The sequence below is a fragment of the Citrobacter sp. HN-141 genome, assembly GCF_033341895.1.
Lineage (GTDB): Bacteria > Pseudomonadota > Gammaproteobacteria > Enterobacterales > Enterobacteriaceae > Citrobacter.
In genome coordinates this window covers 106144-128674 of record NZ_JAWPBF010000003.1, presented here as the reverse complement: position 1 = coordinate 128674, position 22531 = coordinate 106144, and the positions used below count along the sequence as shown (strand labels likewise).

Annotated in this window: 17 protein-coding genes, 1 tRNA gene and 1 other RNA gene; 4 read left to right on the top strand and 15 right to left on the bottom strand. The window is 52.6% G+C overall.

Annotated features, from left to right (window positions below):
- The first annotated feature begins 205 nt into the window (after positions 1 to 205).
- Entirely contained in the window at positions 206 to 1528 is a 1323-nt protein-coding gene (locus RYZ59_RS05225; protein WP_137382029.1) for an MFS transporter, read from the top strand.
- An 83-nt stretch (positions 1529 to 1611) separates the two neighbouring features.
- On the opposite strand, the gene RYZ59_RS05220 is transcribed toward RYZ59_RS05225, so the two are convergent.
- Together RYZ59_RS05220 and pdeH are read right to left on the bottom strand one after the other, a co-directional pair.
- Positions 1612 to 3672 (bottom strand): AsmA family protein, encoded by a 2061-nt coding sequence (locus RYZ59_RS05220; RefSeq protein WP_318045493.1) that lies wholly within the window; start codon positions 3670 to 3672, stop codon positions 1612 to 1614.
- A 77-nt stretch (positions 3673 to 3749) separates the two neighbouring features.
- Positions 3750 to 4517, bottom strand: a complete 768-nt coding sequence (pdeH, locus tag RYZ59_RS05215) for a cyclic-guanylate-specific phosphodiesterase (protein WP_318045495.1) — start codon at positions 4515 to 4517, stop codon at positions 3750 to 3752.
- Positions 4518 to 4744: 227 nt separating this feature from the next.
- Here pdeH and RYZ59_RS05210 point away from each other — a divergent pair, with 227 nt between their 5' ends.
- Positions 4745 to 5674, top strand: coding sequence for a sugar kinase (locus tag RYZ59_RS05210; protein ID WP_199947390.1), 930 nt, complete (start codon positions 4745 to 4747; stop codon positions 5672 to 5674).
- A gap of 59 nt (positions 5675 to 5733) precedes the next feature.
- Here the strand turns inward: RYZ59_RS05210 and RYZ59_RS05205 are convergent, their stop codons facing one another.
- The 4 genes from RYZ59_RS05205 to RYZ59_RS05190 form a co-directional block, all read right to left on the bottom strand.
- On the bottom strand, positions 5734 to 7227 hold the full coding sequence (locus tag RYZ59_RS05205; protein ID WP_318045498.1) for a pitrilysin family protein: 1494 nt from the start codon (positions 7225 to 7227) through the stop codon (positions 5734 to 5736).
- 222 nt (positions 7228 to 7449) lie between these two features.
- The gene (dctA, locus tag RYZ59_RS05200; RefSeq protein ID WP_048213643.1) at positions 7450 to 8736 is read right to left on the bottom strand and encodes a C4-dicarboxylate transporter DctC; all 1287 of its coding nucleotides are present in this window, start codon (positions 8734 to 8736) and stop codon (positions 7450 to 7452) included.
- Positions 8737 to 8893: 157 nt separating this feature from the next.
- Positions 8894 to 10900, bottom strand: a complete 2007-nt coding sequence (gene hmsP / locus RYZ59_RS05195; protein WP_318045502.1) for a biofilm formation regulator HmsP — start codon at positions 10898 to 10900, stop codon at positions 8894 to 8896.
- Positions 10901 to 11126: 226 nt separating this feature from the next.
- A complete protein-coding gene (locus RYZ59_RS05190; RefSeq protein ID WP_202037470.1) occupies positions 11127 to 11234 on the bottom strand; it encodes a type I toxin-antitoxin system toxin Ldr family protein in 108 nt (35 codons plus the stop codon).
- Positions 11235 to 11660: 426 nt separating this feature from the next.
- On the opposite strand from RYZ59_RS05190, the gene megL reads away from it, so the two are divergent.
- Entirely contained in the window at positions 11661 to 12857 is a 1197-nt protein-coding gene (gene megL, locus RYZ59_RS05185; protein ID WP_202037469.1) for a methionine gamma-lyase, read from the top strand.
- A gap of 117 nt (positions 12858 to 12974) precedes the next feature.
- Positions 12975 to 14273, top strand: coding sequence for an amino acid permease (locus RYZ59_RS05180; protein ID WP_137382037.1), 1299 nt, complete (start codon positions 12975 to 12977; stop codon positions 14271 to 14273).
- Positions 14274 to 14305: 32 nt separating this feature from the next.
- Here RYZ59_RS05180 and RYZ59_RS05175 read toward each other — a convergent pair whose 3' ends face one another.
- The 9 genes from RYZ59_RS05175 to RYZ59_RS05135 all read right to left on the bottom strand — a co-directional run bounded on the left by RYZ59_RS05175 (position 14306) and on the right by RYZ59_RS05135 (position 22456).
- On the bottom strand, positions 14306 to 15508 hold the full coding sequence (locus RYZ59_RS05175) for a sigma-54 interaction domain-containing protein (RefSeq protein WP_318045506.1): 1203 nt from the start codon (positions 15506 to 15508) through the stop codon (positions 14306 to 14308).
- A gap of 176 nt (positions 15509 to 15684) precedes the next feature.
- Entirely contained in the window at positions 15685 to 16689 is a 1005-nt protein-coding gene (gene dppF / locus RYZ59_RS05170) for a dipeptide ABC transporter ATP-binding subunit DppF (RefSeq protein ID WP_043018667.1), read from the bottom strand.
- Positions 16686 to 17669 (bottom strand): dipeptide ABC transporter ATP-binding protein, encoded by a 984-nt coding sequence (gene dppD / locus RYZ59_RS05165; RefSeq protein ID WP_137382039.1) that lies wholly within the window; start codon positions 17667 to 17669, stop codon positions 16686 to 16688. The genes dppF and dppD overlap by 4 nt, the downstream gene beginning before the upstream one ends.
- A 10-nt stretch (positions 17670 to 17679) precedes the next feature.
- Complete coding sequence (gene dppC / locus RYZ59_RS05160; RefSeq protein ID WP_137382040.1) at positions 17680 to 18582, bottom strand: dipeptide ABC transporter permease DppC; 903 nt, start codon at positions 18580 to 18582, stop codon at positions 17680 to 17682.
- A gap of 10 nt (positions 18583 to 18592) precedes the next feature.
- Positions 18593 to 19612 carry a dipeptide ABC transporter permease DppB gene (gene dppB / locus RYZ59_RS05155; protein WP_003827415.1) on the bottom strand — a complete coding sequence of 340 codons (1020 nt, stop codon included), beginning with the start codon at positions 19610 to 19612 and terminating at the stop codon, positions 18593 to 18595.
- Between the two features lie 166 nt (positions 19613 to 19778).
- Positions 19779 to 21386 carry a dipeptide ABC transporter periplasmic-binding protein DppA gene (dppA, locus tag RYZ59_RS05150; protein WP_137382041.1) on the bottom strand — a complete coding sequence of 536 codons (1608 nt, stop codon included), beginning with the start codon at positions 21384 to 21386 and terminating at the stop codon, positions 19779 to 19781.
- Positions 21301 to 21537, bottom strand: coding sequence for a hypothetical protein (locus RYZ59_RS05145; protein ID WP_137398959.1), 237 nt, complete (start codon positions 21535 to 21537; stop codon positions 21301 to 21303). The genes dppA and RYZ59_RS05145 overlap by 86 nt, the downstream gene beginning before the upstream one ends.
- Before the next feature lie 676 nt (positions 21538 to 22213).
- Positions 22214 to 22346: non-coding RNA, RtT sRNA (locus RYZ59_RS05140), on the bottom strand.
- 33 nt (positions 22347 to 22379) lie between these two features.
- Positions 22380 to 22456: transfer RNA gene (locus RYZ59_RS05135), tRNA-Pro, on the bottom strand.
- Between the last annotated feature and the right edge of the window lie 75 nt (positions 22457 to 22531).

The window sequence follows — 22531 nt, the reverse complement described above, 5'->3', positions numbered from 1 at the left end:
CCCGTAACTTTTATTTAACCAAAAACCAGTTTTATCAACTAAGTTTTAAATTTAGTGAAGCATTTCATAGAAGTCAAAACGCCAGCCTAAAAATTATCCCCTTTTTGACTTTATTTTGACCAGGCCCAGCGTTTGTTACAGATTGAAATGTCTCTTTTGCTGTGCGTAATATGGCCTTTCGTTCGACCCAAAATAAGAAAATATTATGCAAGCAACCGCCACAACACTCGATAACGAACAGGAACACGCCCCGGTCAACTCGCGCAATAAAGTTGTCGTCGCCTCGCTCATCGGCACTGCCATTGAGTTCTTCGACTTCTATATTTACGCGACCGCAGCGGTGATCGTGTTCCCCCACATCTTCTTCCCGCAGGGCGACCCCGCGGCGGCAACGCTACAGTCGCTGGCTACCTTTGCTATCGCCTTCGTGGCCCGCCCGATCGGCTCTGCCGTATTCGGCCATTTCGGCGATCGTGTTGGACGTAAAGTCACGCTGGTTGCTTCACTGCTCACCATGGGGATTTCAACGGTCGTCATCGGTCTGCTGCCGGGTTATGAAACCATCGGCATTTTCGCCCCGTTGCTGCTGGCGCTGGCGCGTTTTGGTCAGGGTTTAGGACTGGGAGGTGAATGGGGCGGTGCTGCACTGCTGGCGACGGAAAACGCACCACCGCGTAAACGCGCGCTGTACGGTTCATTCCCGCAGTTGGGTGCGCCTATTGGTTTCTTTTTCGCTAACGGCACGTTCCTGTTGCTCTCCTGGCTGTTGACCGATGAGCAATTTATGAGCTGGGGATGGCGCGTACCATTCATCTTCTCTGCCGTACTGGTCATTATCGGTCTGTACGTCCGTGTTTCGCTCCACGAATCGCCAGTATTTGCCAAAGTCGCCGCAGCGAAAAAGCAGGTAAAAATCCCGCTGGGCACTCTGCTGACAAAGCATGTTCGCGTGACCATCCTCGGCACGTTCATCATGCTGGCGACCTATACGTTGTTCTATATCATGACCGTCTACTCGATGACGTTCAGTACCGCCGCAGCACCTGTGGGTCTTGGCTTACCGCGTAATGACGTATTGTGGATGCTGATGATGGCGGTAATTGGCTTCGGCGTGATGGTACCGGTGGCAGGTCTGCTGGCCGATGCGTTTGGTCGTCGCAAAAGCATGCTCATCATCACCACGCTTATTATTCTGTTTGCACTGTTTGCCTTTAAGCCGTTGCTGGGTTCCGGTAACCCGGTGCTGGTGTTTGCCTTCCTGTTGTTGGGCTTGAGCCTGATGGGGCTGACATTCGGCCCGATGGGGGCTCTGCTGCCGGAGTTGTTCCCGACCGAAGTTCGCTACACGGGCGCGTCATTCTCGTATAACGTCTCGTCGATTCTCGGCGCCTCTGTTGCCCCCTATATTGCCGCATGGCTGCAGGGGAACTACGGTCTGGCAGCGGTAGGAACCTATCTGGCATCAATGGCGGCGTTAACCCTGGTCGCCCTGCTGTTAACCCATGAGACACGGCATAAGTCGTTGTGATGCTTTTGCCGGATGCGGCGTAACCGCCTTATCCGTCCTGGGTTGAGCATGAAACCCAGGCCGGATAAACATCCGGCCAGACATCACTTCTTCATCTGCGACAAAATCGTCCGGCACTGATTCGTTTCGTTTTCCGACGGAGAAATTAGCGCCAGCAGCGCCGCCGCTGGCGTAACCAGCGTTGCCAGCGCGGCAGCCACCGCACCGCGCGCAATCAACGGCCCAGCTTTTACCCCGGCCTGTGGGTTCTTAAATGTCCCGCGAACATACAGCGGCGAACGCAGGGTAATAATACGAATACCTTTGCTCTCCGGGTCGATGGTTAAATCCAGTTGCTCCGACGCAAAGCTTGCCGTACCAGTGACATTAATGACTGCGTTTTCCGTGTCGAAAGCAAAAATCTGCGGACGCGCCACACCGTTAACAATATCCAGATTCGCCGCCGCGCAGTTCACCCGTACTTCGTCATCACCGAATATTTGTCCGACGATATAGTTACCCAGATTCAGCCCAACGATCTCCATCAGATTGCGACTGACCAATCCATCATTCATCAACAGCTTCAGATTACCGTTGCTGTTACCCAGCAACGCAGCCACTGAATTTCCGCTACCGCTCAGCCTGGCATCACCATTCATCTCACCAAGCGTTTTCTGCATCAGCGCTACATCCGGCATCAACGCTTTTAGCTTAAGCCGCCGCGCCTGAATATCCGCCTGCCCGCGCATCGGCTTTTTATCACCTTCCAGATGGATGCTGGAAACAATGCTGCCCCCCGCGAGGCCAAATTTCAGTGGCTGCAAGCGCAGGTCAGCATTTTTCAGGAGGATATGGGTGGAGAGATCGCTTACCGGCAAGCGGCTACCGTGCTCAATCCGTTGCCCTTTGAAACGCACGTCGGCATCCATCACGTTCCATTTATCGGTTTCAAAACGGTCATACGGCAAGACTTTGCCGGCGGGTTGCACGCTGGTCTCACCTTTGCGTCGTTCAGATTGTTTTGCCCGCTCGGCCCCTTTACCCGAATCAACGCCAATCAACGGTCCTAAATCCGCCAGTCGCAGTTGGCGTGATTCAACGTCGCCTTTTAGCATCGGGCGCGGCTTGCCGGTGGTATAGGTAAGCGTTCCGTGAATATCGCTATCGCCAATGCGACCATTAAAATGACGGTATTCAAAAAGAGAGGACTTTTCTGGATCGATTTTCGCCACCAGACGCCCGTCCGTTTCAAACGGTGGCGTATCCGGTAACAGCACACCGGTCAAATCGTATAAATCCCCGAGTGAATCCCCAGAGAATTTAAGCCGTAGATCGACACCGCCCATATTCATCGGGTCATTTATCGTGCCGCTAAATACCACGCGCGTGTTGCCCGAGCGAAAGTCAGCCTGTAGCGGAAAAGGGGTACCTTCGCCGCGTAACGCCAGCATCCCGCCTATTTTCCCCGTTCCGGTTAGCGGTTCACCGTGGTAGCGGCCCTGGGCTTTCAGACCAAAAACGTAATCCTCAACGCTGGCGCTCCCTTCTTTGCTGTTGGTGCCTGTCACTTCGCTAAACGGTAGCGGCTTGCCTAATGGATCGACCAGGATCTCCAGCTCCGATTGCGTCACCTTATCGTTCACAGCGATACGCCCTTGATCGAACAGAATGTTGTCCAGGCGAAATGACCAGGCAGAGGGAGTGGCATTCGGATCGCGGTTTTTATCCCCAGCGAGCGTAAAGGTCCAGTTGTTGTTTTCCTCCGACAGCCGAATGAGCCGCGCATCGGGTTTCACCAGCTTGACCCACGGTAACCAGATGGTTTTTGTCAGCAGCGCCAACGGGGCAAGCGTCGCTTCAACGCGGGGGAGATGTACCATTGTGACGTCGGGAATATCTGGCGGGTTGCCGAGGATAATATCATCAGCATGAACATGCGGCCACGGAACCCAGCTGCGCCAGCCGGTTTCCTGCTTCTGGCGTTCCCAGACGACGCCCAGATCACCGCGTATGGCGAATGGACGGTTGAGTTCAGTAGAGACTTTCTGGTTGATGGTCGGTTTGAGCCGGTTCCAGTCAAATGTCGCAATCACAATGATGAGCACGACGATCAGCAACAAGAAAACCCCTGCTACAAATATGGCTATTTTGCTTGTTTTCGTCACGTTTTCCTCCTGACTTCCTCCCTTGCCTGTCCTAAAGATAGTCCAGCAGGGCGAAAAGGAGGCACGCTACATCCGCATCAAAGCGCCAGAATCACCTCTTCAAGGGTACTCAGCGGCACCGGACGAGAGAGGAAATAGCCCTGAGCAGCAAAAGCCGGTGAGTTTTGCACATCGCGCCACTCCTCCAGAGTTTCAACACCTTCGACAATCACGCCACGGCAATAGCGGTTCATAAGCTGGAGCAGCAAAGTGAAGAGGTTACGGCCTTCCGGCGTCTGACGCAGCATCACAAACAGATCCCGCGCCACTTTGATGTAGTCGTAGCTCACTTCGCTAAGGGCTGAGAAATTGGCCATCCCGGTACCAAAATCATCCAGCCAGAGCGGGCCGAACTCGCACATCGAGGCAAACGACGATCCCTTCGGTAAGCGGATATGCTCGACCAACTCAAAGCGTAACCAGGGCAGGCATTCAATGATTTTCAGGATCTCGGGGTCCTGGCGCATCGCAATGAGCGTCGGGCCATCGACATTGACGGAGGCCAACAGATCATGGGCTCTGAAAAAATCACTTTTCAGTTCAAGTTGTTCAAGCTGCTCTTTCACTACCTCAACGCGATGCCGAACAGCAACTTCAGCAAAATAACGGTCTGGCGCAATGCGTTGAGCAGGGTTATCAGGATGGCTCACGACGGTTAGCAGCTCGACGGCCATCAGCCGACCATTGGTCTGGTAAATGGGCTGATAAGTGTAAGCACGCTCGCACTGCAGCCAATAGCGTCGCTCCTGCAAGCATTCGATACTCGCATCTGGCGTAATTAGCTGCTGGGTGACCTGCTTTATCATCTGAGGTGTCCTGTAAATAAGAGTGTGACTGACCGGACTCGTCAAAGGTTATCGGCGCTCAGGCGCAGAACTTTACGTTCAGCAGTACGCAAAATAAAAACAGCGGCAAAAACGACACAGAACACGTTCTGGCTCAAAAAAATAATGGAACGTTGTTTTAATATAGTTGACCACTTAACACCCACAGCGCACACTAACGCTAATTTTTTTCAGAGCAGGTTACGACTATGTCCAGGAAGATTGCCGTGATTGGCGAATGCATGATTGAGCTGTCACAGAAAGGCGCTGACGTTCAGCGCGGATTCGGTGGCGACACGTTGAATACATCCGTTTATATTGCCCGTCAGGTCGATTCTGCGGCCCTTTCCGTACATTACGTCACGGCGCTGGGCACTGACAGTTTTAGCCAGCAAATGCTGGAATCCTGGCAGGGCGAAAACGTCGATACGTCATTAACCCAGCGTATGGAAAACCGTCTGCCGGGTCTCTATTACATCGAAACTGACAGTACTGGCGAGCGCACCTTCTATTACTGGCGTAATGAAGCGGCGGCGAAATTCTGGCTGGAGAGCGAACAATCCGACGCCATTTGCAAAACACTGGCGACATTTGACTACCTGTACCTGAGCGGAATCAGCCTGGCAATTTTAAGTCCGGCCAGCCGTGACAAACTGCTGTCGCTGCTGCGCGAGTGCCGCGCCAACGGCGGCAAGGTCATTTTTGACAACAACTACCGCCCGCGTCTGTGGAGCAGCAAAGAAGAAACTCAGCAGGTGTATCAGCAGATGCTGGAGTGCACCAATATTGCGTTCCTGACGCTGGACGATGAAGACGCGCTGTGGGGTGAAAAACCCGTAGAGGACGTGATTGCCCGGACTCACGCAGCTGGCGTACAGGAAGTGGTTGTGAAGCGCGGCGCAGACTCTTGCCTGGTGTCCATCGAGGGTGAAGGACTTATCGATGTACCGGCTGTAAAATTACCGAAAGAGAAAGTGATCGATACCACGGCGGCAGGAGACTCCTTCAGTGCCGGGTATCTGGCAGTACGCTTAACCGGTGGCGATGCCGCAGAAGCCGCTAAACGCGGCCACCTGACGGCAAGCACAGTTATTCAGCATCGCGGGGCGATTATCCCACGCGACGCCATGCCGCAGTAACATATTGTCCTTGTAGGCCGGAGGCGCTTCGCTTGCCCGGCCTACACGTTACGATACCTTTACTGTACCGCCGGAATATCCGTCACTTCTGGGTGAGATTCATCCGTTTCAACCGGCGTTGCCGCCGTAGTCGCTGGCACCATGATGCTATCCCATGTCGCCTGCAGATCCTTCATGTTGAACTCAGGCTCCCCTTTCGGCTGAAGCAGAATGAGAGCCATATCCTGCGATAGCTGCTGACGCAAATCCTGATTCAGCATCTCAACGGTCAGGCCATTAAGGAAGTTCTGCCGTAAACGCTGATACTGTTCTGGCGCGATATCCACCACCTGGTTTTGCAACGAGCGCAAACGTTGGCTGATCAAAATATCGGTATCAGTGCGGCCGTAGGTAGCAAACAGTTTCTGCAATTCCAGATTTTTTTGCGCCACCAGCGCATTGAACTCTTCTTCCGGCAGGCCCTTGTCCCGCACTTTCGCCAGTTCGCGAGCCACCGTGCCCAGGTTCGCATTCAGCTTATCGTTCGGCGATTCAACGTTAATGGCGCACTGTGCACGCAGGAACAGCACCCGACAGTCAAAGCCGAGGCCGATGTCTTTCGCGTTGTTCCTTGATAACGTCTGCTGGATATGCCAGAACAGCGCTTCACGGGCTAAATCAGCACGCCAGTAGCGTAACAACGCGGCGGATTCACGGATAGGTTGCCACGGCGCGTCCCACATAATGGAAAGGCGATCCTGGCGTACCGCCTCGGTCATAATGCTTACCGCTTCCGCACGCAGTGGAGAGAGCGTAGGCACCGGTGCCGGCGTTTCACGTTTTCCGTTTAACTCACCGAAGGTTTTATTGATTTGCTCAGCCACGCTGCGCGCGTCAACGTTACCGACGACAATGAGCGTCATTGCGTCCGGGGTATACCATTTCTGGTAGAACGACTGAATTTTTGCTGCATCAATCGGCTTTTTCAGCGGATCGGCGGGATCGTGCCCTAACAGAGTGGAGCCTTTCAGACGATAGCGCCACCACCCTTCTTTGGTATCCGTCGGCCATGTTGCCACCATATCTTCGCTGCTCAGCGCATGGTTAACCGTTTCTGGCGTAATGGTCAGCTTGCCGGAAATATTCGCCAGGTATGAGAGCGACTCTTTCAGCAGGTCATTACGGCTATTGGGTAGGCTGAGGTTATACAGCGTGGAATCATAGGAAACGATAACGGGCGGCATGGGGCGTTTAGGATCAAACCCCTGCTGCCACAGAGAACGGGCCTGCGTGGCATCAAGGCCACCGCTTTGCGTCAGCGCGATACGCGGGATCGCATGGCTAAAACCACTCTGTTGCGTACTTTCGGTGAGTGAACCGGTATTTACCAGCAGACGAACCTCAATACGGTCGCTGGGGCGCTGGGGGGTGGCTAACACTTGCCACTGGAGACCATTCGCCAGCGTGCCCTGTTGCCACGCCGGGTCAGGCTGGAGCGCATCTGCCTGCACATAGCCGGCAGAGGCCATCATCAGCAAGCCGCCCGCTAAAAGTCGAATTTTTGTGCCCTGCATGTGAACCCCTGATCAACTATCCTGGAAATAAAAAGACAGCCCTGAGAAGGACCCTCTGAATATGACGTTAAAAACACTTCGTGTTAGACCGCAAGAACATAAAAATGTCACGGAAGAAGTGAAAAAATCCCGAAACCGTCGCACAGACAGTTTCAGGCACAGGGGGTAATTATGCGCAAACGCCCGCAGTCCTGGAAGGGACTACGGGCATAAGTGACGAGATTAAGAGGATAAATCGTGCGTTTTGCCATCCGGCGCACGATTATTCAGCACATCATCAAGCTTTTTGTGGTCCAGTTCTTTCACCCACTTAGCCACAACGACCGTTGCCACACCGTTACCGACCAGGTTAGTCAGCGCACGCGCTTCAGACATAAAGCGGTCAATACCCAGGATGAGCGCCAGACCCGCTACCGGCAGATGCCCTACTGCGGAAATCGTCGCTGCCAGCACGATAAAGCCGCTTCCGGTTACGCCCGCTGCACCTTTCGAGGAGAGCAGCAGCACCACCAACAGGGTTATTTGATGGAAGATATCCATATGGCTATTGGTGGCCTGCGCGATAAACACCGCCGCCATCGTCAGGTATATCGATGTTCCATCAAGGTTAAACGAGTAGCCAGTGGGAATAACCAGACCAACGACGGACTTCCGGCAGCCCAGCTTTTCCATCTTATCAAGCATACGCGGCAGCGCTGACTCGGAAGAAGAGGTCCCGAGAACGATCAGCAGTTCTTCACGGATATAGCGAATGAACTTAAAGATGCTGAAGCCGGTTGCGCGGGCAATCGAGCCCAGCACCACGACCACGAACAGGATACAGGTGATGTAGAAGCAGATAATCAACTGACCCAGTTGCACCAGCGTTCCGACGCCATACTTACCGATGGTAAAGGCCATGGCACCGAAAGCACCGATCGGCGCAAGGCGCATGATCATGTTGATAATGCCGAAAATAACCTGCGAGAAACTTTCAATTACGTTGAAAATCATCTGGCCTTTGCTGCCCAGACGGTGCAGAGCAAAACCAAACATCACCGCGAACAACAATACCTGCAGGATGTTGCCGCTGGCGAACGCACCGATGACGCTACCCGGGATAATATCCATCAGGAAACCCACGATCCCCTGGTCTTTTGCCTGCTCGGCGTAAATCGCTACCGCTTTGGCATCCAGCGTTGCCGGATCGACGTTCATCCCGGCACCGGGTTGCACCACGTTGACGATGATAAGACCAATGATCAGCGCAATCGTACTAACCACTTCAAAATAAAGCAGTGCAACCGCACCGGTGCGGCCGACGGCTTTCATACTTTCCATACCTGCAATGCCGGTAACGACAGTACAGAAGATAACAGGTGCGATGACCATCTTAATGAGCTTAACGAACGCGTCGCCAAGCGGTTTCATTTGGGCGCCTAATTCAGGGTAGTAATGGCCAAGGAGGATACCAATGGCAATTGCTGTCAGGACCTGAAAGTAAAGGCTTTTGAAGATAGAGGTTTTCATAGGGTGTCCTTAAAGTAAAAACCACAGGTCTTGTAAGGTTTTGTTTAACCTGCGGCCTTAAAGTAACACCCACACAACATGACAGAAATGCACCTGGATCATAATTGATACAAATTTGTTAAAAATTTTGAACTGGCTCGCACAAGCGCTACCTTTTTTAACTTTTGTAATCAGCTGATTCCTTCGCTAAATAGTGTTCTTCGAAGATATCTGCCGGAACCGGACGGGCAAACAGGAATCCTTGCGCGACTTCCACCCCTGCCTGTGATAACCAGTCGCGTTGCGCTTCGGTTTCAACGCCTTCCGCAATCATTTGCAAATTGAGACTATGAGCCAGCTGAATAATGGCAGAAATCATACTGCTATCCTCTGGCAGGCCTTCAACAAACATCTTGTCGATTTTGAGCACATCAACTGGCAGTGACTTCATGTGCTGCAACTGCCGCAGACCCGCATACCCCATACCAAAGTCATCCAACGCAATGCGTACCCCCGCATTGCGCAGCGGACGCAGGATAGCGACAGCGGCGTTTGGATCATCGATATGCCGGCTTTCGGTAACTTCCAGAATCAAGGTCCCAGGCTTAATGCGATAGCGGTTTAACAACTCCAGCAGATCCGACACCATACTGGGGTGCATCAGCTGTAGCGCAGACAGATTCACCGACAGCGGTAACATCAGACCTCGTTCCTGCCAGGCCGCAAGCTGGCGACAAGACTCCTCCAGCACCCAATATCCAACCGTCACCATCAGACCACAGGATTCAATCCTGTCGATTAACCCTTCCGGTAATTCCCAGCTTCCGTCTGCCTGCTGCATCCGCAATAAAGCTTCAGCACTCAACATCTTGCCGCTGGCGATCTCTACCTGCGGTTGCATCCACAACGCAAATTGCTGGTGATCAAGCGCGGTCAGAATGTCGTTCTCTTCGGTCAAACGCTGCTGTGCTTCTTCCATTTGCTGCGGATCAAAGAATTGGATCTGGTTTTTACCCTTGCGACGCGAGGTTAGCACTGCCGATAGCGCGCGGCTGTATAGCTGTTCCGCCGTCAAATCGCCGTAGTACATCGCCACCCCAATATTGCAGCTCGGGCGTAGCTGGATACCCTGAATCGGCAACCGTTCATTCATGATAGTGAGTACTTGCTGACCTAATGTAATTGCATGCCAGGGTTCCTTCACACCGTGCGCGATAATCGCGAAGTCATAGCCGCTCACCTGAGTAAGCACCATTCTGGGTGCCAGCACCGATCTCAGTTTCTCAACCAGCGTCAACAGCAGGATTTCCCGCTGGGTCTCGGTCAATACACCGGCGGTATCACGCAAGGTTTCGCAGGTGACAATCATCAGCGCAGTTGTTTGCGGGCCAGTAACAATCTGCTCCAGTAGCCCCATTAAGAACGTCTTATTTGGCAGTTCAGAGACCGGAAAGCGCATCGAATTGTCGTTCTGCTCTTCACTGTGACGCAGGACCAGCTGCTGATTCAGGTTGTAGCTACGCACCAGCATCCCAATCTCATCATCCTGATGCATAGGCGGTAATGCCAGTTGATAGCCGATCAGCTCCTGCTGCGGAATATCGTTCAGTTCGCGAGCAATTTTGCGTAACGGGTGCACAATCAGGCGGTTAATACACCAGGAGATGGCGACCGACAGGATTAACGACAAAAGTAAGTAAATGGTCACTAACGTTGAAAGCGTGCTCGTCACGAATTTGTACATGCGGTATGAATCCGCTTGTAACACCAGATACGCCAGCGGCTGTGGGTTGGCGGAGCGCCCAAGTGAATAGACCGGGAGCGAAATCTGCACCGGCAGTTCAAACAGTCGAGTCACCGTCACCGGAACGGGGCGTTCAGGGATAAAGCTCATCCGCAATGCCTGAAACTGGTTGGGCAGTACCACATCCGCGCGACTGACCACGCCAGCGGGCTGGATACGGCTTAAAATCATTTCCGCCTCGGGGATATCCCCCTTCAGGATGGCGGCCGACAGAGGTTCACGGACGGAGCGAGCGATGCTTTCCAGTTGCGTAGCCGTGTTATAGCGGTTCTGCTGGACCAAATGGAACAACAAAACGGTGCAAAAAATAAAAACAAACACCATGACAACGGCCGCAACCATCGCCATCTGCTTAATTGTTAACGAGCGACTGACACGCAAACTGACTCTCCACGGATAGACAAAAACTGCCGTCAGAGTATACCCCATCGTAGCGGTATTAAGAGAGGCGGTATCTGAAAACTTCCCTGTGTGCATTATCGCCGCAGGTTAGACACATGACGCTGGGATTTACCTGCAATTAAGGCGAAAAAGGCCGCAAAGTTGCCTCTGCGGCCCGGTTCGGGCGCATATTGCCATTACGGCAGCCAGACACCCATAAGGAGCATTACTTACTGTTACGTAGCCAGTTCACAATCAGGCTGGCAATAATACCAGCGATGATCGGCGCTGCCAGATCGTGCCAGAAAGCACTACCCAGTTGCATGAGCGTCATATAGCCGCCTGCGTTGCAATGGCAACTATTCACGGCTATTCTTGAGTTGTTCAGGTTCAAGTTAGCCCCCGTTTTGTTGCCAGGTTTTTACCGAACAACGTGCGGGGGTTTTCTCTTTCCAGCAACCTATGCCGCCGGGGATCAAGCCCCCGCAACATTGCGCCTCACCGGGATATCCCGGCTTGCCGCTGATTCTACGGTAACCCTTTCGCCCTGGCACCCCGGCGCCATCCACTCTGCGTGAAGCCTCGCAATTACGGCGCTACAAATCCGATATGGCTGGAAAGATTGTTGCCAGTTGGCAACTTTCCTGACGCTCCCCTGAAACAAAAATCATCTAATTCATTGATATTTAAATCTTAATTTTCTGGCACAGCAATTGCTATTTGAATGTGAGCTGTTCTGTTCCGAATTAAAGGAGATATCATGTCTGACTGTCGTACTTACGGATTCAATACCCAGATCGTTCACGCGGGGCAACAACCCGACCCTTCAACCGGCGCGCTCAGTACGCCTATCTTCCAGACTTCAACGTTTGTTTTTGACAGCGCCGAACAGGGTGCCGCCCGCTTTGCGCTCGAAGAGTCCGGGTACATTTATACCCGTTTGGGTAACCCCACCACCGATGCGCTGGAGAAAAAGCTGGCAGTTCTGGAAAAGGGTGAAGCCGCGCTGGCAACAGCATCCGGCATTTCCGCCATCACCACGACTCTGCTGACGCTGTGTCAACAAGGTGACCATATCGTTTCTGCCAGCGCAATTTACGGTTGTACTCACGCATTTCTGTCGCACAGCATGCCGAAGTTCGGCATTAACGTGAGTTTTGTCGACGCCGCAAAACCGGAAGAAATCCGCGCCGCGATGCGGCCGGAAACTAAAGTTGTGTATATAGAAACGCCCGCCAACCCGACGCTCTCATTGGTCGATATCGAAACAGTGGCGGGCATTGCCCACCAGCAGGGCGCTTTGCTGGTCGTGGATAACACCTTTATGTCACCATATTGTCAGCAGCCTCTGCAATTGGGCGCAGACATCGTGGTCCACAGTGTAACCAAGTACATTAACGGACACGGTGATGTGATTGGCGGCATTATTGTCGGGAAGCAGGAGTTTATCGATCAGGCGCGGTTTGTCGGTTTGAAGGATATTACCGGCGGCTGTATGAGCCCTTTCAACGCCTGGCTAACCCTACGCGGCGTTAAAACATTGGGCATTCGTATGGAACGTCACTGTGAAAACGCGCTGAAAATTGCCCGTTTCCTCGAAGGGCACCCGTCCATCACCCGCGTGTATTATCCCGGTCTGACCTCACACCCACAGTATGAGCTGGGCCAACGGCAGATGAGCCTGCCTGGAGGAATTATCAGCTTTGAAATTGCCGGCGGCCTCGATGCTGGCAGACGGATGATCAATTCTGTAGAATTGTGCCTCCTCGCGGTCAGTCTCGGTGATACCGAAACCCTCATTCAGCACCCAGCGTCTATGACACATTCGCCCGTTGCGCCAGAGGAACGGCTTAAAGCAGGTATTACCGACGGGCTTATCCGTCTTTCTGTAGGTCTTGAAGATCCAGAAGATATTATTAACGACCTTGAACACGCCATCAGAAAGGCAACATTCTGACCATTACGACCTGAACCGACGACGATCGGTTCAGGTCGTTGAGCATCAAGGCACAACAGTCTGGCTATACGCGCACTCCTTTTTTGGGGAGAACGGGTATTTTGGGCAGGGGGTTCTATGCAGGACAACACATTACAATTAAGCAACAATACAGCAACCGCCGTACCATTCTCAAAGAAAATACCGTTTACAAAATACGATTTTGGCTGGGTATTACTCTGCATCGGCATGGCAATTGGTGCAGGTACAGTTCTGATGCCAGTACAAATTGGCTTAACCGGCATTTGGGTTTTTATTGTCGCCTTTATTATCGCTTACCCGGCAACGTATATTGTGCAGGACATTTATTTAAAAACACTATCCGAAAGTGAAACCTGCAATGACTACACCGATATTATAAGTCATTATCTTGGAAAAAACTGGGGCGTATTCCTCGGTGTAATTTACTTTTTGATGATTATTCATGGAATATTCATCTATTCATTATCGGTTGTTTTTGACAGTGCCTCATATATAAAAACCTTCGGGCTAACCGATACCGACCTTTCGCAATCAATCATCTATAAAGTGGCTATTTTTGCGGTACTGGTCGCCATTGCTTCCGGTGGAGAAAAGCTGCTATTCAAAATCTCCGGTCCGATGGTGGTGGTAAAAGTCGGCATTATCATCATCTTCGGCTTTGCGATGGTCCCACACTGGAACTTCAGCAATATCAGCGCCTTTCCTGAAGCATCGGTCTTCTTTCGTGACGTACTGTTGACCATCCCATTCTGCTTCTTCTCGGCGGTGTTTATTCAGGTGCTGAACCCCATGAATATCGCCTACCGCAAGCGAGTGGCTGACCGGGTGCTGGCGACGCGCATGGCCATTCGTACCCACCGCATCAGCTACATTACGTTGATTGCAGTCATCCTGTTTTTCTCCTTCTCATTTACCTTTTCGATTAGCCACGAAGAGGCGGTTTCAGCCTTCGAACAGAATATTTCTGCACTGGCTCTGGCGGCGCAGGTCATTCCTGGTCAGATTATTCACATCACCTCCACGATATTGAATATCTTTGCTGTTCTGACCGCATTTTTCGGTATTTACCTGGGCTTCCATGAAGCGATTAAAGGGATTATCCTTAACGTACTTAGCCGTGTAATTAATGTTGAAAAAATAAACCCACTAGTACTTACATTGGGTATTTGCACATTTATCGTTATTACGCTGGTTATTTGGGTTTCGTTCCGCGTCTCAGTACTGGTATTCTTCCAGTTAGGCAGTCCGCTATATGGAATTGTGTCGTGTATTATTCCGTTTTTCTTGATCTATAAAGTGGCGCAACTGGAAAAACTGCGCGGGCTAAAAACCTGGCTAATCCTGATCTACGGAGTTTTACTGTGCCTGTCACCACTGTTGAAGTTGATTGAATAATCCGATGACAGCGCCGTCAGCCCTGACGGCGCTTAACTCACGCTCTCAAGCTGGTAGCTACGAATTTTGTTCAATACCGTGGTATGCGATACGCCCAGCGCCTTAGCAATATGCCGCGACGACACATTCTCTTCCACCATCTGCTCAATTAACTGACGCTCGGCGCACTGGACCTGTTCTTTAAACGGACGTTGGGTGTGGCGCAATTCGCCTGCCGACAGATTCGCCATCCCCAGGTCTTCCCGGGTAATAACATCAGATTCAGCCATCAGCATCAGACGAATAATCGTGTTTTCCAGCTCGCGTACGTTGCCCGGCCAGCTGTGCTGGTGCAAAGTGTCAAAACAGGCTTTATCCAAAATAATTCGCCGTTGGAACTCCTTCGCGTATTTCTGCACAAAGTGGCGGATCAGCAGACTGATATCCTGCGGGCGCTCGCGTAACGGTGGAATGGTGAGTGAAAGTACGTTGATGCGGTAATAGAGATCGGCGCGCAGCAGACGTTGCTCCACCATCTCTTCCAGATTCGCGTTAGTCGCCACAATAATACGCGCATTAACCGGAATAGTTTGCGCCCCGCCAACGCGACGAATCCCCCCATCCTGAAGGACACGCAACAATTTGGCCTGTAAGCTCAGCGACATTTCACCAAACTCATCCAGAAAAAGGGTGCCTTTATCAGCCATTTCAAACAGCCCTTTTTTGCCTTTACAGTCCGCGCCACTGAAGGCCCCTTTCTCATAGCCAAAAAATTCACTTTCCATCAGCGATTCGGGAAGCGCTGAACAGTTAACCGGAATAAACGGATAAAAACGCCGTGACCCGGAATTATGGATGGCCCGGGCAAGTAGTTCCTTACCAGTTCCGGTTTCACCACGAACCAAAACGGTATATTTGCTATCCGCGATTCTGATCGCTTTTTCTATCAGCAGTTGCATGCTCTGGCTGCTGCAAATAATGTCAGAAAAATAACGCGGACGTTCCGGTTCAGACATCGACAGTTCGCTTATCTCTTCGCACAGATAAGCAACGTTAATAATATCAGCGCGCTGGCTTAAGCAGGATTGTACGCAGGAAATATCCTGCAACTGGCGACACCAGGATTTAATCAGAATGCGTCCAGGCGTGACTTTCATGGAGATGATATTGATATCACAGCAGGAAAATTCCTTCAGGACATCCTCAACCATCGACAGACGATCAATTGTTTTAATATCCCAGCGTATCGTGACCACATTTGCTCCTGGTAGTTAGCAACTGCGAAGTAGATATTTCTGTGACGAAAGCCAACCTGACTACATTCTAGACACTATGGAATAATGTTCTGCCAATGGACTCACATTGTGGGAGTAAAAACGAATTATAAAAAAACCGGAGCACAAGGCTCCGGTTATTGGGTCATAACCCACGTTTATTGCTGCGGATTTTCATCCTGGTCAACGGCAAAGCACGCAACCAGTTGGCCGCCGTAGTCTTTCAGCTGTGGCTGTAGTTGGGTACACGGACCAAAGCGACGACGGCAACGGGCATTGAAAGCACAGCCCGGTGGCGGATTCAGCGGACTTGGCAGCTCGCCGGTCAGCTTAATGCGCTCGCGGCGGTCATCCGGGTTCAGGCGTGGTGTCGCAGAAAGCAGCGCCTGCGTATACGGATGGCGCGGATTATTGAAGATCTGATCTTTGGTGCCCTTCTCCACACAACGGCCCAGGTACATCACCATCACTTCATCCGCAATATGTTCCACTACCGACAAGTCGTGCGAGATAAAGACGTAGGACAGCCCCAGCTCCTGCTGCAGATCCATCATCAGGTTCAACACCTGCGCACGCACGGATACATCCAGCGCGGAAACGGGTTCGTCGGCAATCACTACGTCCGGGTCAAGCATCAGGCCACGGGCAATCGCAATACGCTGACGCTGGCCGCCGGAGAACATATGCGGATAGCGGTCGTAGTGCTCGGTTTTCAACCCTACTTTCGCCATCATCGCCAGCGCTTTTTCACGGCGCTGCTCTTTGCTGAGTGTGGAGTTGATCAGCAACGGCTCTTCCAGAATCTGCCCCACTTTCTTACGCGGGTTCAGAGAACCGTACGGGTTCTGGAACACAATCTGGATTTTCTGCCGACGCAATTTCTGCGCCTGCGGGTCGTGCTTCAGCAGATCCTGTCCCTGGTAATACAGTTCACCGCCGGTCGGGACTTCAATCATCGTCAGCAGGCGTCCAAGGGTGGATTTCCCACAGCCCGACTCACCGACTACCGCCAGTGTTTTACCGCGCTCTAAGGTAAACGAAACGCCGTCCAGCGCTTTCACCAGGCGCTCCGGGGCAAACATCCCCTTTTTCACCGGGTAGTGTTTTTTCAGATCAATGGCCTGCAACAGCGGCTGTGGCAAAGCGGCCTTTTGCGTACTCATAGCCCAGGCCTCCCGGCATCATCAAGTGGGTAGTGGCATTTCGACTGACGACCGCCTTCCAGCAGGTTCAGTTCAGGTTCTTCAGCGCGGCATTTGTCGGTTGCATAGGGGCAGCGAGGATTCAACAGACAACCGTTCGGGCGGTCATATTTCCCTGGCACCACACCCGGCAACGAGGCCAGACGCGCTTTATCCTGAGCAAACTCCGGCAGCGCACGCAACAACGCCTGGGTATACGGATGACGTGGCGCGCGGAAAATGTCGTGTGCGGCTCCGGTTTCCACCACCTGACCGGCATACATCACGATAATTTTATGCGCAGCCTCGGCCACCAGCGCCAGGTCATGAGTGATCAGAACCAGCGCCATATTCTCTTTCTGTTGCAGTTCCAACAGCAGCTCAATGATCTGTGCCTGAATGGTCACGTCCAGCGCCGTTGTCGGTTCGTCGGCAATAAGCAGCTTCGGACGACAGGCGATCGCCATCGCGATCATCACACGCTGGCTCATCCCACCGGACAGCTGGTGTGGATACACATCCAGACGCGAGGCCGGGTCAGGGATACCCACCAGCGTTAGCAGGTCAATTGCCCGCTGAACACGCGTTTTTTTATTTCCGCCCTGGTGCACCTTAATGGCTTCCATGATCTGGTAACCCACGGTATAGCACGGGTTAAGGCTGGTCATCGGGTCCTGGAAGATCATCGCCACTTCCGCGCCCACCAACTGACGGCGCTCTTTCTCAGAGATACGCTTCAGATCGCGACCGTTAAACTCCAGATTTTCGGCCATCACGCGGCCGGGGTAGTCAATCAGCCCCATAATCGCCAGCGAACTAACCGATTTACCGGAGCCGGATTCGCCCACAATACCAACCACTTCACCCTGGTTCACACTGTAACTAATACGGTCTACAGCGCGGAATTCGGACCCAACATCGCCGAAATGCACCGATAATTTATCTACATTTAATAACGCCATCTCGAACCTCTTACTGCTTCAGTTTGGGATCGAGCGCGTCACGCAGACCGTCACCCATCAGGTTAAATGCCAGCACCGTCAGCAGGATCGCCAGACCCGGGAAGGTCACGACCCACCAGGCACTCTGCGCAAACTGCAACACGTCGGAGAGCATGGTTCCCCATTCCGGTGTGGGTGGTTGCGCACCCATACCCAGGAAGCCAAGCGCGGCCATATCGAGAATAGCGTTAGAGAAGCCAAGCGACGCCTGAACAATCAGCGGCGCAAGACAGTTAGGAAGAATATTAACGAACATCTGACGCATCGCACCTGCACCCGCTACGCGGGAAGCGGTAACGTAATCACGGTTAACTTCCACCAGGACTGCGGCACGCGTCAGACGGACATAGTGCGGCAATGCCACGAACGTCAGCGCCAGCGCGGCGTTACCAATAGAAGGACCAAATACGGCAACCAGCACCAGCGCCAGCAACAGGCTCGGCAGCGCCAGCATAATATCGACCACACGCATGATGACGTTATCGACGATACCGCCAAAGTAACCGGCAACCAGACCGAGCACCACGCCCATCAGCAGGGACAGTACCACCACCAGGCAGCCAACCAGCAGCGATAAACGCGCGCCATACATCAGGCGCGACAGCACATCGCGGCCGACATCGTCAGTACCGAACAGGTGCGCCATGGTGCCGCCTTCCTGCCACGCAGGTGGGGCCAACAGCGTATCGCGGAACTGATCAGCGGGATTGTACGGGGCGAGAACGTTGGCAAAGACCGCAATCAGGATCATCACCACCACATACACCAGCCCGACAACCGCACCTTTGTTGCGTTTAAAATAGTGCCAGAACTCCTGCAACGGGGTCATCGGCACCGGTGCAGCAATAACTTTATTTTCAGTAACCTGTGACATGATGGCCCCCTTACTTCTTATGCCGAATACGCGGGTTCACCACGCCGTACAGTAGGTCTACCAGCAGGTTGACGAGAATAATCATCGTCGCCACCAGTAATACCCCGCCCTGCACTACCGGATAATCACGGCGTTGCAGCGCATCAATCAGCCAGCGCCCCAGCCCCGGCCACGAGAAGATGGTTTCGGTCAGGATCGCCCCCGCCAACAGCGTACCGACCTGAAGACCAATAACGGTCACAACAGGCAGCATGGCGTTGCGCAAAGCATGAATGATGATGACGCGCATACGGGTCAACCCTTTGGCGCGCGCGGTACGAATGTAGTCTTCGCCCAGCACTTCCAGCATCGATGAACGGGTCATACGCACAATCACCGCCAGGGGAATGGTGCCAAGCACCATCGCCGGCAGGATCATATGCGCCAGCGCATCAATGAAATTGCCCTCTTCACCCCAGATGGCGGTGTCGATCAGCATAAATCCGGTCAGTGGATTGGAATCATCAAGAAACACCATGTCGCTCACGCGCCCGGAAACCGGCGTCAGGTTCCACTGCACGGAAACCAGCATGATCAGCATCATGCCCCACCAGAAAATCGGCATGGAGTAACCGGTCAGCGCCAGGCCAACTGCGGTATGATCGAATATGGAGCCGCGCTTAACAGCAGCAAGTACACCCACCGGGATACCCACTGCGACGGCGAAAATCATCGCGCAGACGCCGAGTTCCAGCGTTGCTTTGAAGCGAGGCACGAACTCTTCCCACACTGGTAAGCGGCTTTTCAGCGAGATGCCTAAGTCACCATGCATAACCCCCCAGATATAGTGGAGGTACTGCTGCCACATCGGTTTATCCAGACCGAGTTCAGCCAGCAATTGAGCGTGACGCTCAGGGGAGATCCCACGTTCACCCGCCATGATCATGACCGGATCGCCGGGGATCATATGGACGAAGGCAAAGGTGAGAAGAGTGATACCGATAAACGTGGGGATGACGAGTCCCAAACGTCGGAGAATGAACTGCAACATAACCCGGATTCTCTCTAATGACGCACGGCCTGGAACCGTGAGTCTGTATTGCTCACAAATCTTATCCCACGCAAACTGCATCGCGGGTAAAGCATTACGCCGGAGGGCGCTGCGCTTATCCGGCCTACACAATACCGGGGCGCAGCGCTTCCTTGATTCCTTTTAATTATTCGACAGAAACGTTTTCGAAGTGGTGTTTGCCTAATGGATCAACCACATAGCCTTTCACTTCTTTACGCACTGGTTCGTACACGGTGGAGTGAGCAACAATCAGAGCCGGAGCCTGATCGTGCATAACAACCTGCGCTTGCTTGTACAGTTCAATACGTTTGTTGTGGTCGTCGGTCGCACGCGCCGGCTGGATCAGGTCTTCAAACGGCTTGTAGCACCAGCGAGAGTAGTTGGAACCGTCTTTCGCTGCCGCACAGCTGAACAGGGTAGCGAAGAAGTTGTCCGGATCCCCGTTATCACCGGTCCAGCCCATCATCACCGCCTGATGCTCACCCGCTTTGGCGCGTTTCAGATACTCGCCCCACTCGTAGGTCACAATCTTGGCCTGAACGCCAATTTTCGCCCAGTCGGCCTGAACCATCTCCGCCATACGGCGTGCGTTCGGGTTGTACGGACGCTGTACCGGCATCGCCCACAGCTCAACGGTAAAGCCTTTCTCCTGACCGGCTTCCTTCAGCAGCGCTTTGGCCTTCTCAGGATCGTAGGTGTAGTCTTTAATATCGTCGTTATAGCCCCACATGGTCGGTGGGATCAGGTTTTTCGCGGCAACGCCAGCGCCCTGATAAACCGCCTTAATGATGGCTTCTTTGTTTACCGCGTAGGTCAACGCCTGACGGACTTTCACGTCATCAAACGGTTTCTTCTCGGTGTTGAAAGAGAGGTAGCCAACGTTCAGACCGGCCTGCTCCATCAGATTGATGTTTTTATCCTGCTTCATGCGCGCGATGTCTGCCGGGTTCGGGTACGGCATCACCTGGCACTCGTTCTTCTGCAGTTTGGCATAACGCACGGAAGCGTCAGGCGTAATGGAGAAGACCAAACGGTCAATCTGCGGCTTGGTGCCCCAGAAGCCGTCGAACGCTTTATACAGAATACGAGAATCTTTCTGGTACTGTTGCAGCTGGAACGGACCGGTACCGATTGGGTTCAGGTCCACTTTCTCCGGCGAACCGGCTTTCAGCATGTTGTCCGCATATTCTTTAGAAAGAATAGAAGCGAAGTCCATCGCCAGGTCAGCCAGGAACGGTGCTTCCGGACGGGTCAGCACGAACTGGACGGTTTTATCATCCACTTTTTTCACTTCGGCGATCAGATCCGGCAGACCCATCCCTTCGAAGTATTCATAGCTGCCGCCAGAGACTTTATGGTACGGGTTCTGGGCATTTTTCTGACGATCGAAAGAGAACACCACGTCATCGGCGTTAAAATCGCGCGTCGGTTTGAAATCTTTGTTGTCCTGCCACTTCACGCCAGGGCGCAGGTGGAAGGTATAGGTTTTACCGTCTTCGCTGATTTCCCACTTCTCAGCAAGGCCGGGGATCACTTCGGTGGTACCGGTTTTAAACTCAACCAGGCGGTTATAGATCGGTACGGAGCTGGCATCATAGGTAGTACCAGAGGTGAAAAGCTGTGGGTTAAAGCCTTCAGGAGATCCTTCTGAACAATAAACCAGAGTTTTAGCCTGTACGCTTGCGGCGCAGGTCATAGCCACCAGGCTCAGACCAAGCTTCAGCATCCCTGACTTCTTCAAGGAAATACTCATTCTTCTGCTCCAAATGTGATGTTTGTTGTTTTACCCTTTGCAGTGGGTTTGCACCGCCTGGCCTTTTTTGTTTTTTACCCGGCCGGGTCGGCGTTAAGAGGATGGGGATTCCGTTCACATAAGCGACTGAGTTGCAGTGCGGATTCTCCATGAAATGCCCCTCATGCCCTACAATCTGTCAACAGAATGTGAAAACGTCAATACAGGTAACCGTGATTTACACCAACGGTGAGAATTGGCAAACAAAGATTAAAAAAAGTGCAGACGGGTATTTTCAGCAGGGAAATTTGTGCTACGCGCACTATGCCAGAATAAATATCTTCATATTCAGAAACATTTGGTGATTAACATTTATGCAAATTATGAAAATTTTCTCAACACATGCTGCATATCTGAGCGATTAATACCATGAACGTTAAAACGCACAGCGGAAAATGCTGGGTTCAGCCATAAGTAACGCAAAAAAAGATTCAAGCAAATATAAAAAAAGGCAATGGAATATGTCACAGAATCGTTAACAGTCAGTGGGAAGTGGTGCACAATTTTTGCAGATAAAATGAAGGTCAAAATGGGGACGGGAAAACGCAAAATACGTCCTGCCAGCGCTTACCTGGAGGCCGGATAAGGCGTCTGCGCCGCCATCCGGCAATGCCTGTTATAGCGTGATGTTTTGCCTGATGGCCTTCGCCTGTAGGCCGGATAAGGCGCTTGCGCCGCATCCGGCGATGTCTGTTATAGCGTGATGTTTTGCCTGATGGCGCTTCGCTTATCAGGCCTACAAAAGCCACAAACGCAAAAAGCCCGCTCAAAGAGCGGCTTTTCTAATTTGGTCGGTGATAGAGGATTACTCGCCACTACGTGGCTCGCCCTGCGGGCCGTTGCTGCCGCAACGTTCTCTCGCTACGCTCGAGTCGAACCTCTTGCCCCCGGAGGTTCTCATCCTCACGAGCTTCAAATGCAAAAAACCCTGCTCGTTGAGCAGGGTTTTAAATTTGGTCGGTGATAGAGGATTCGAACCTCCGACCCCTTCGTCCCGAACGAAGTGCGCTACCAGGCTGCGCCAATCACCGAATGCGGGGCGCATCTTACTGCTCAGCTGCACGCCCGTCAATCCCTTAGTATCAAAATGCCATTCGATCGGCGAG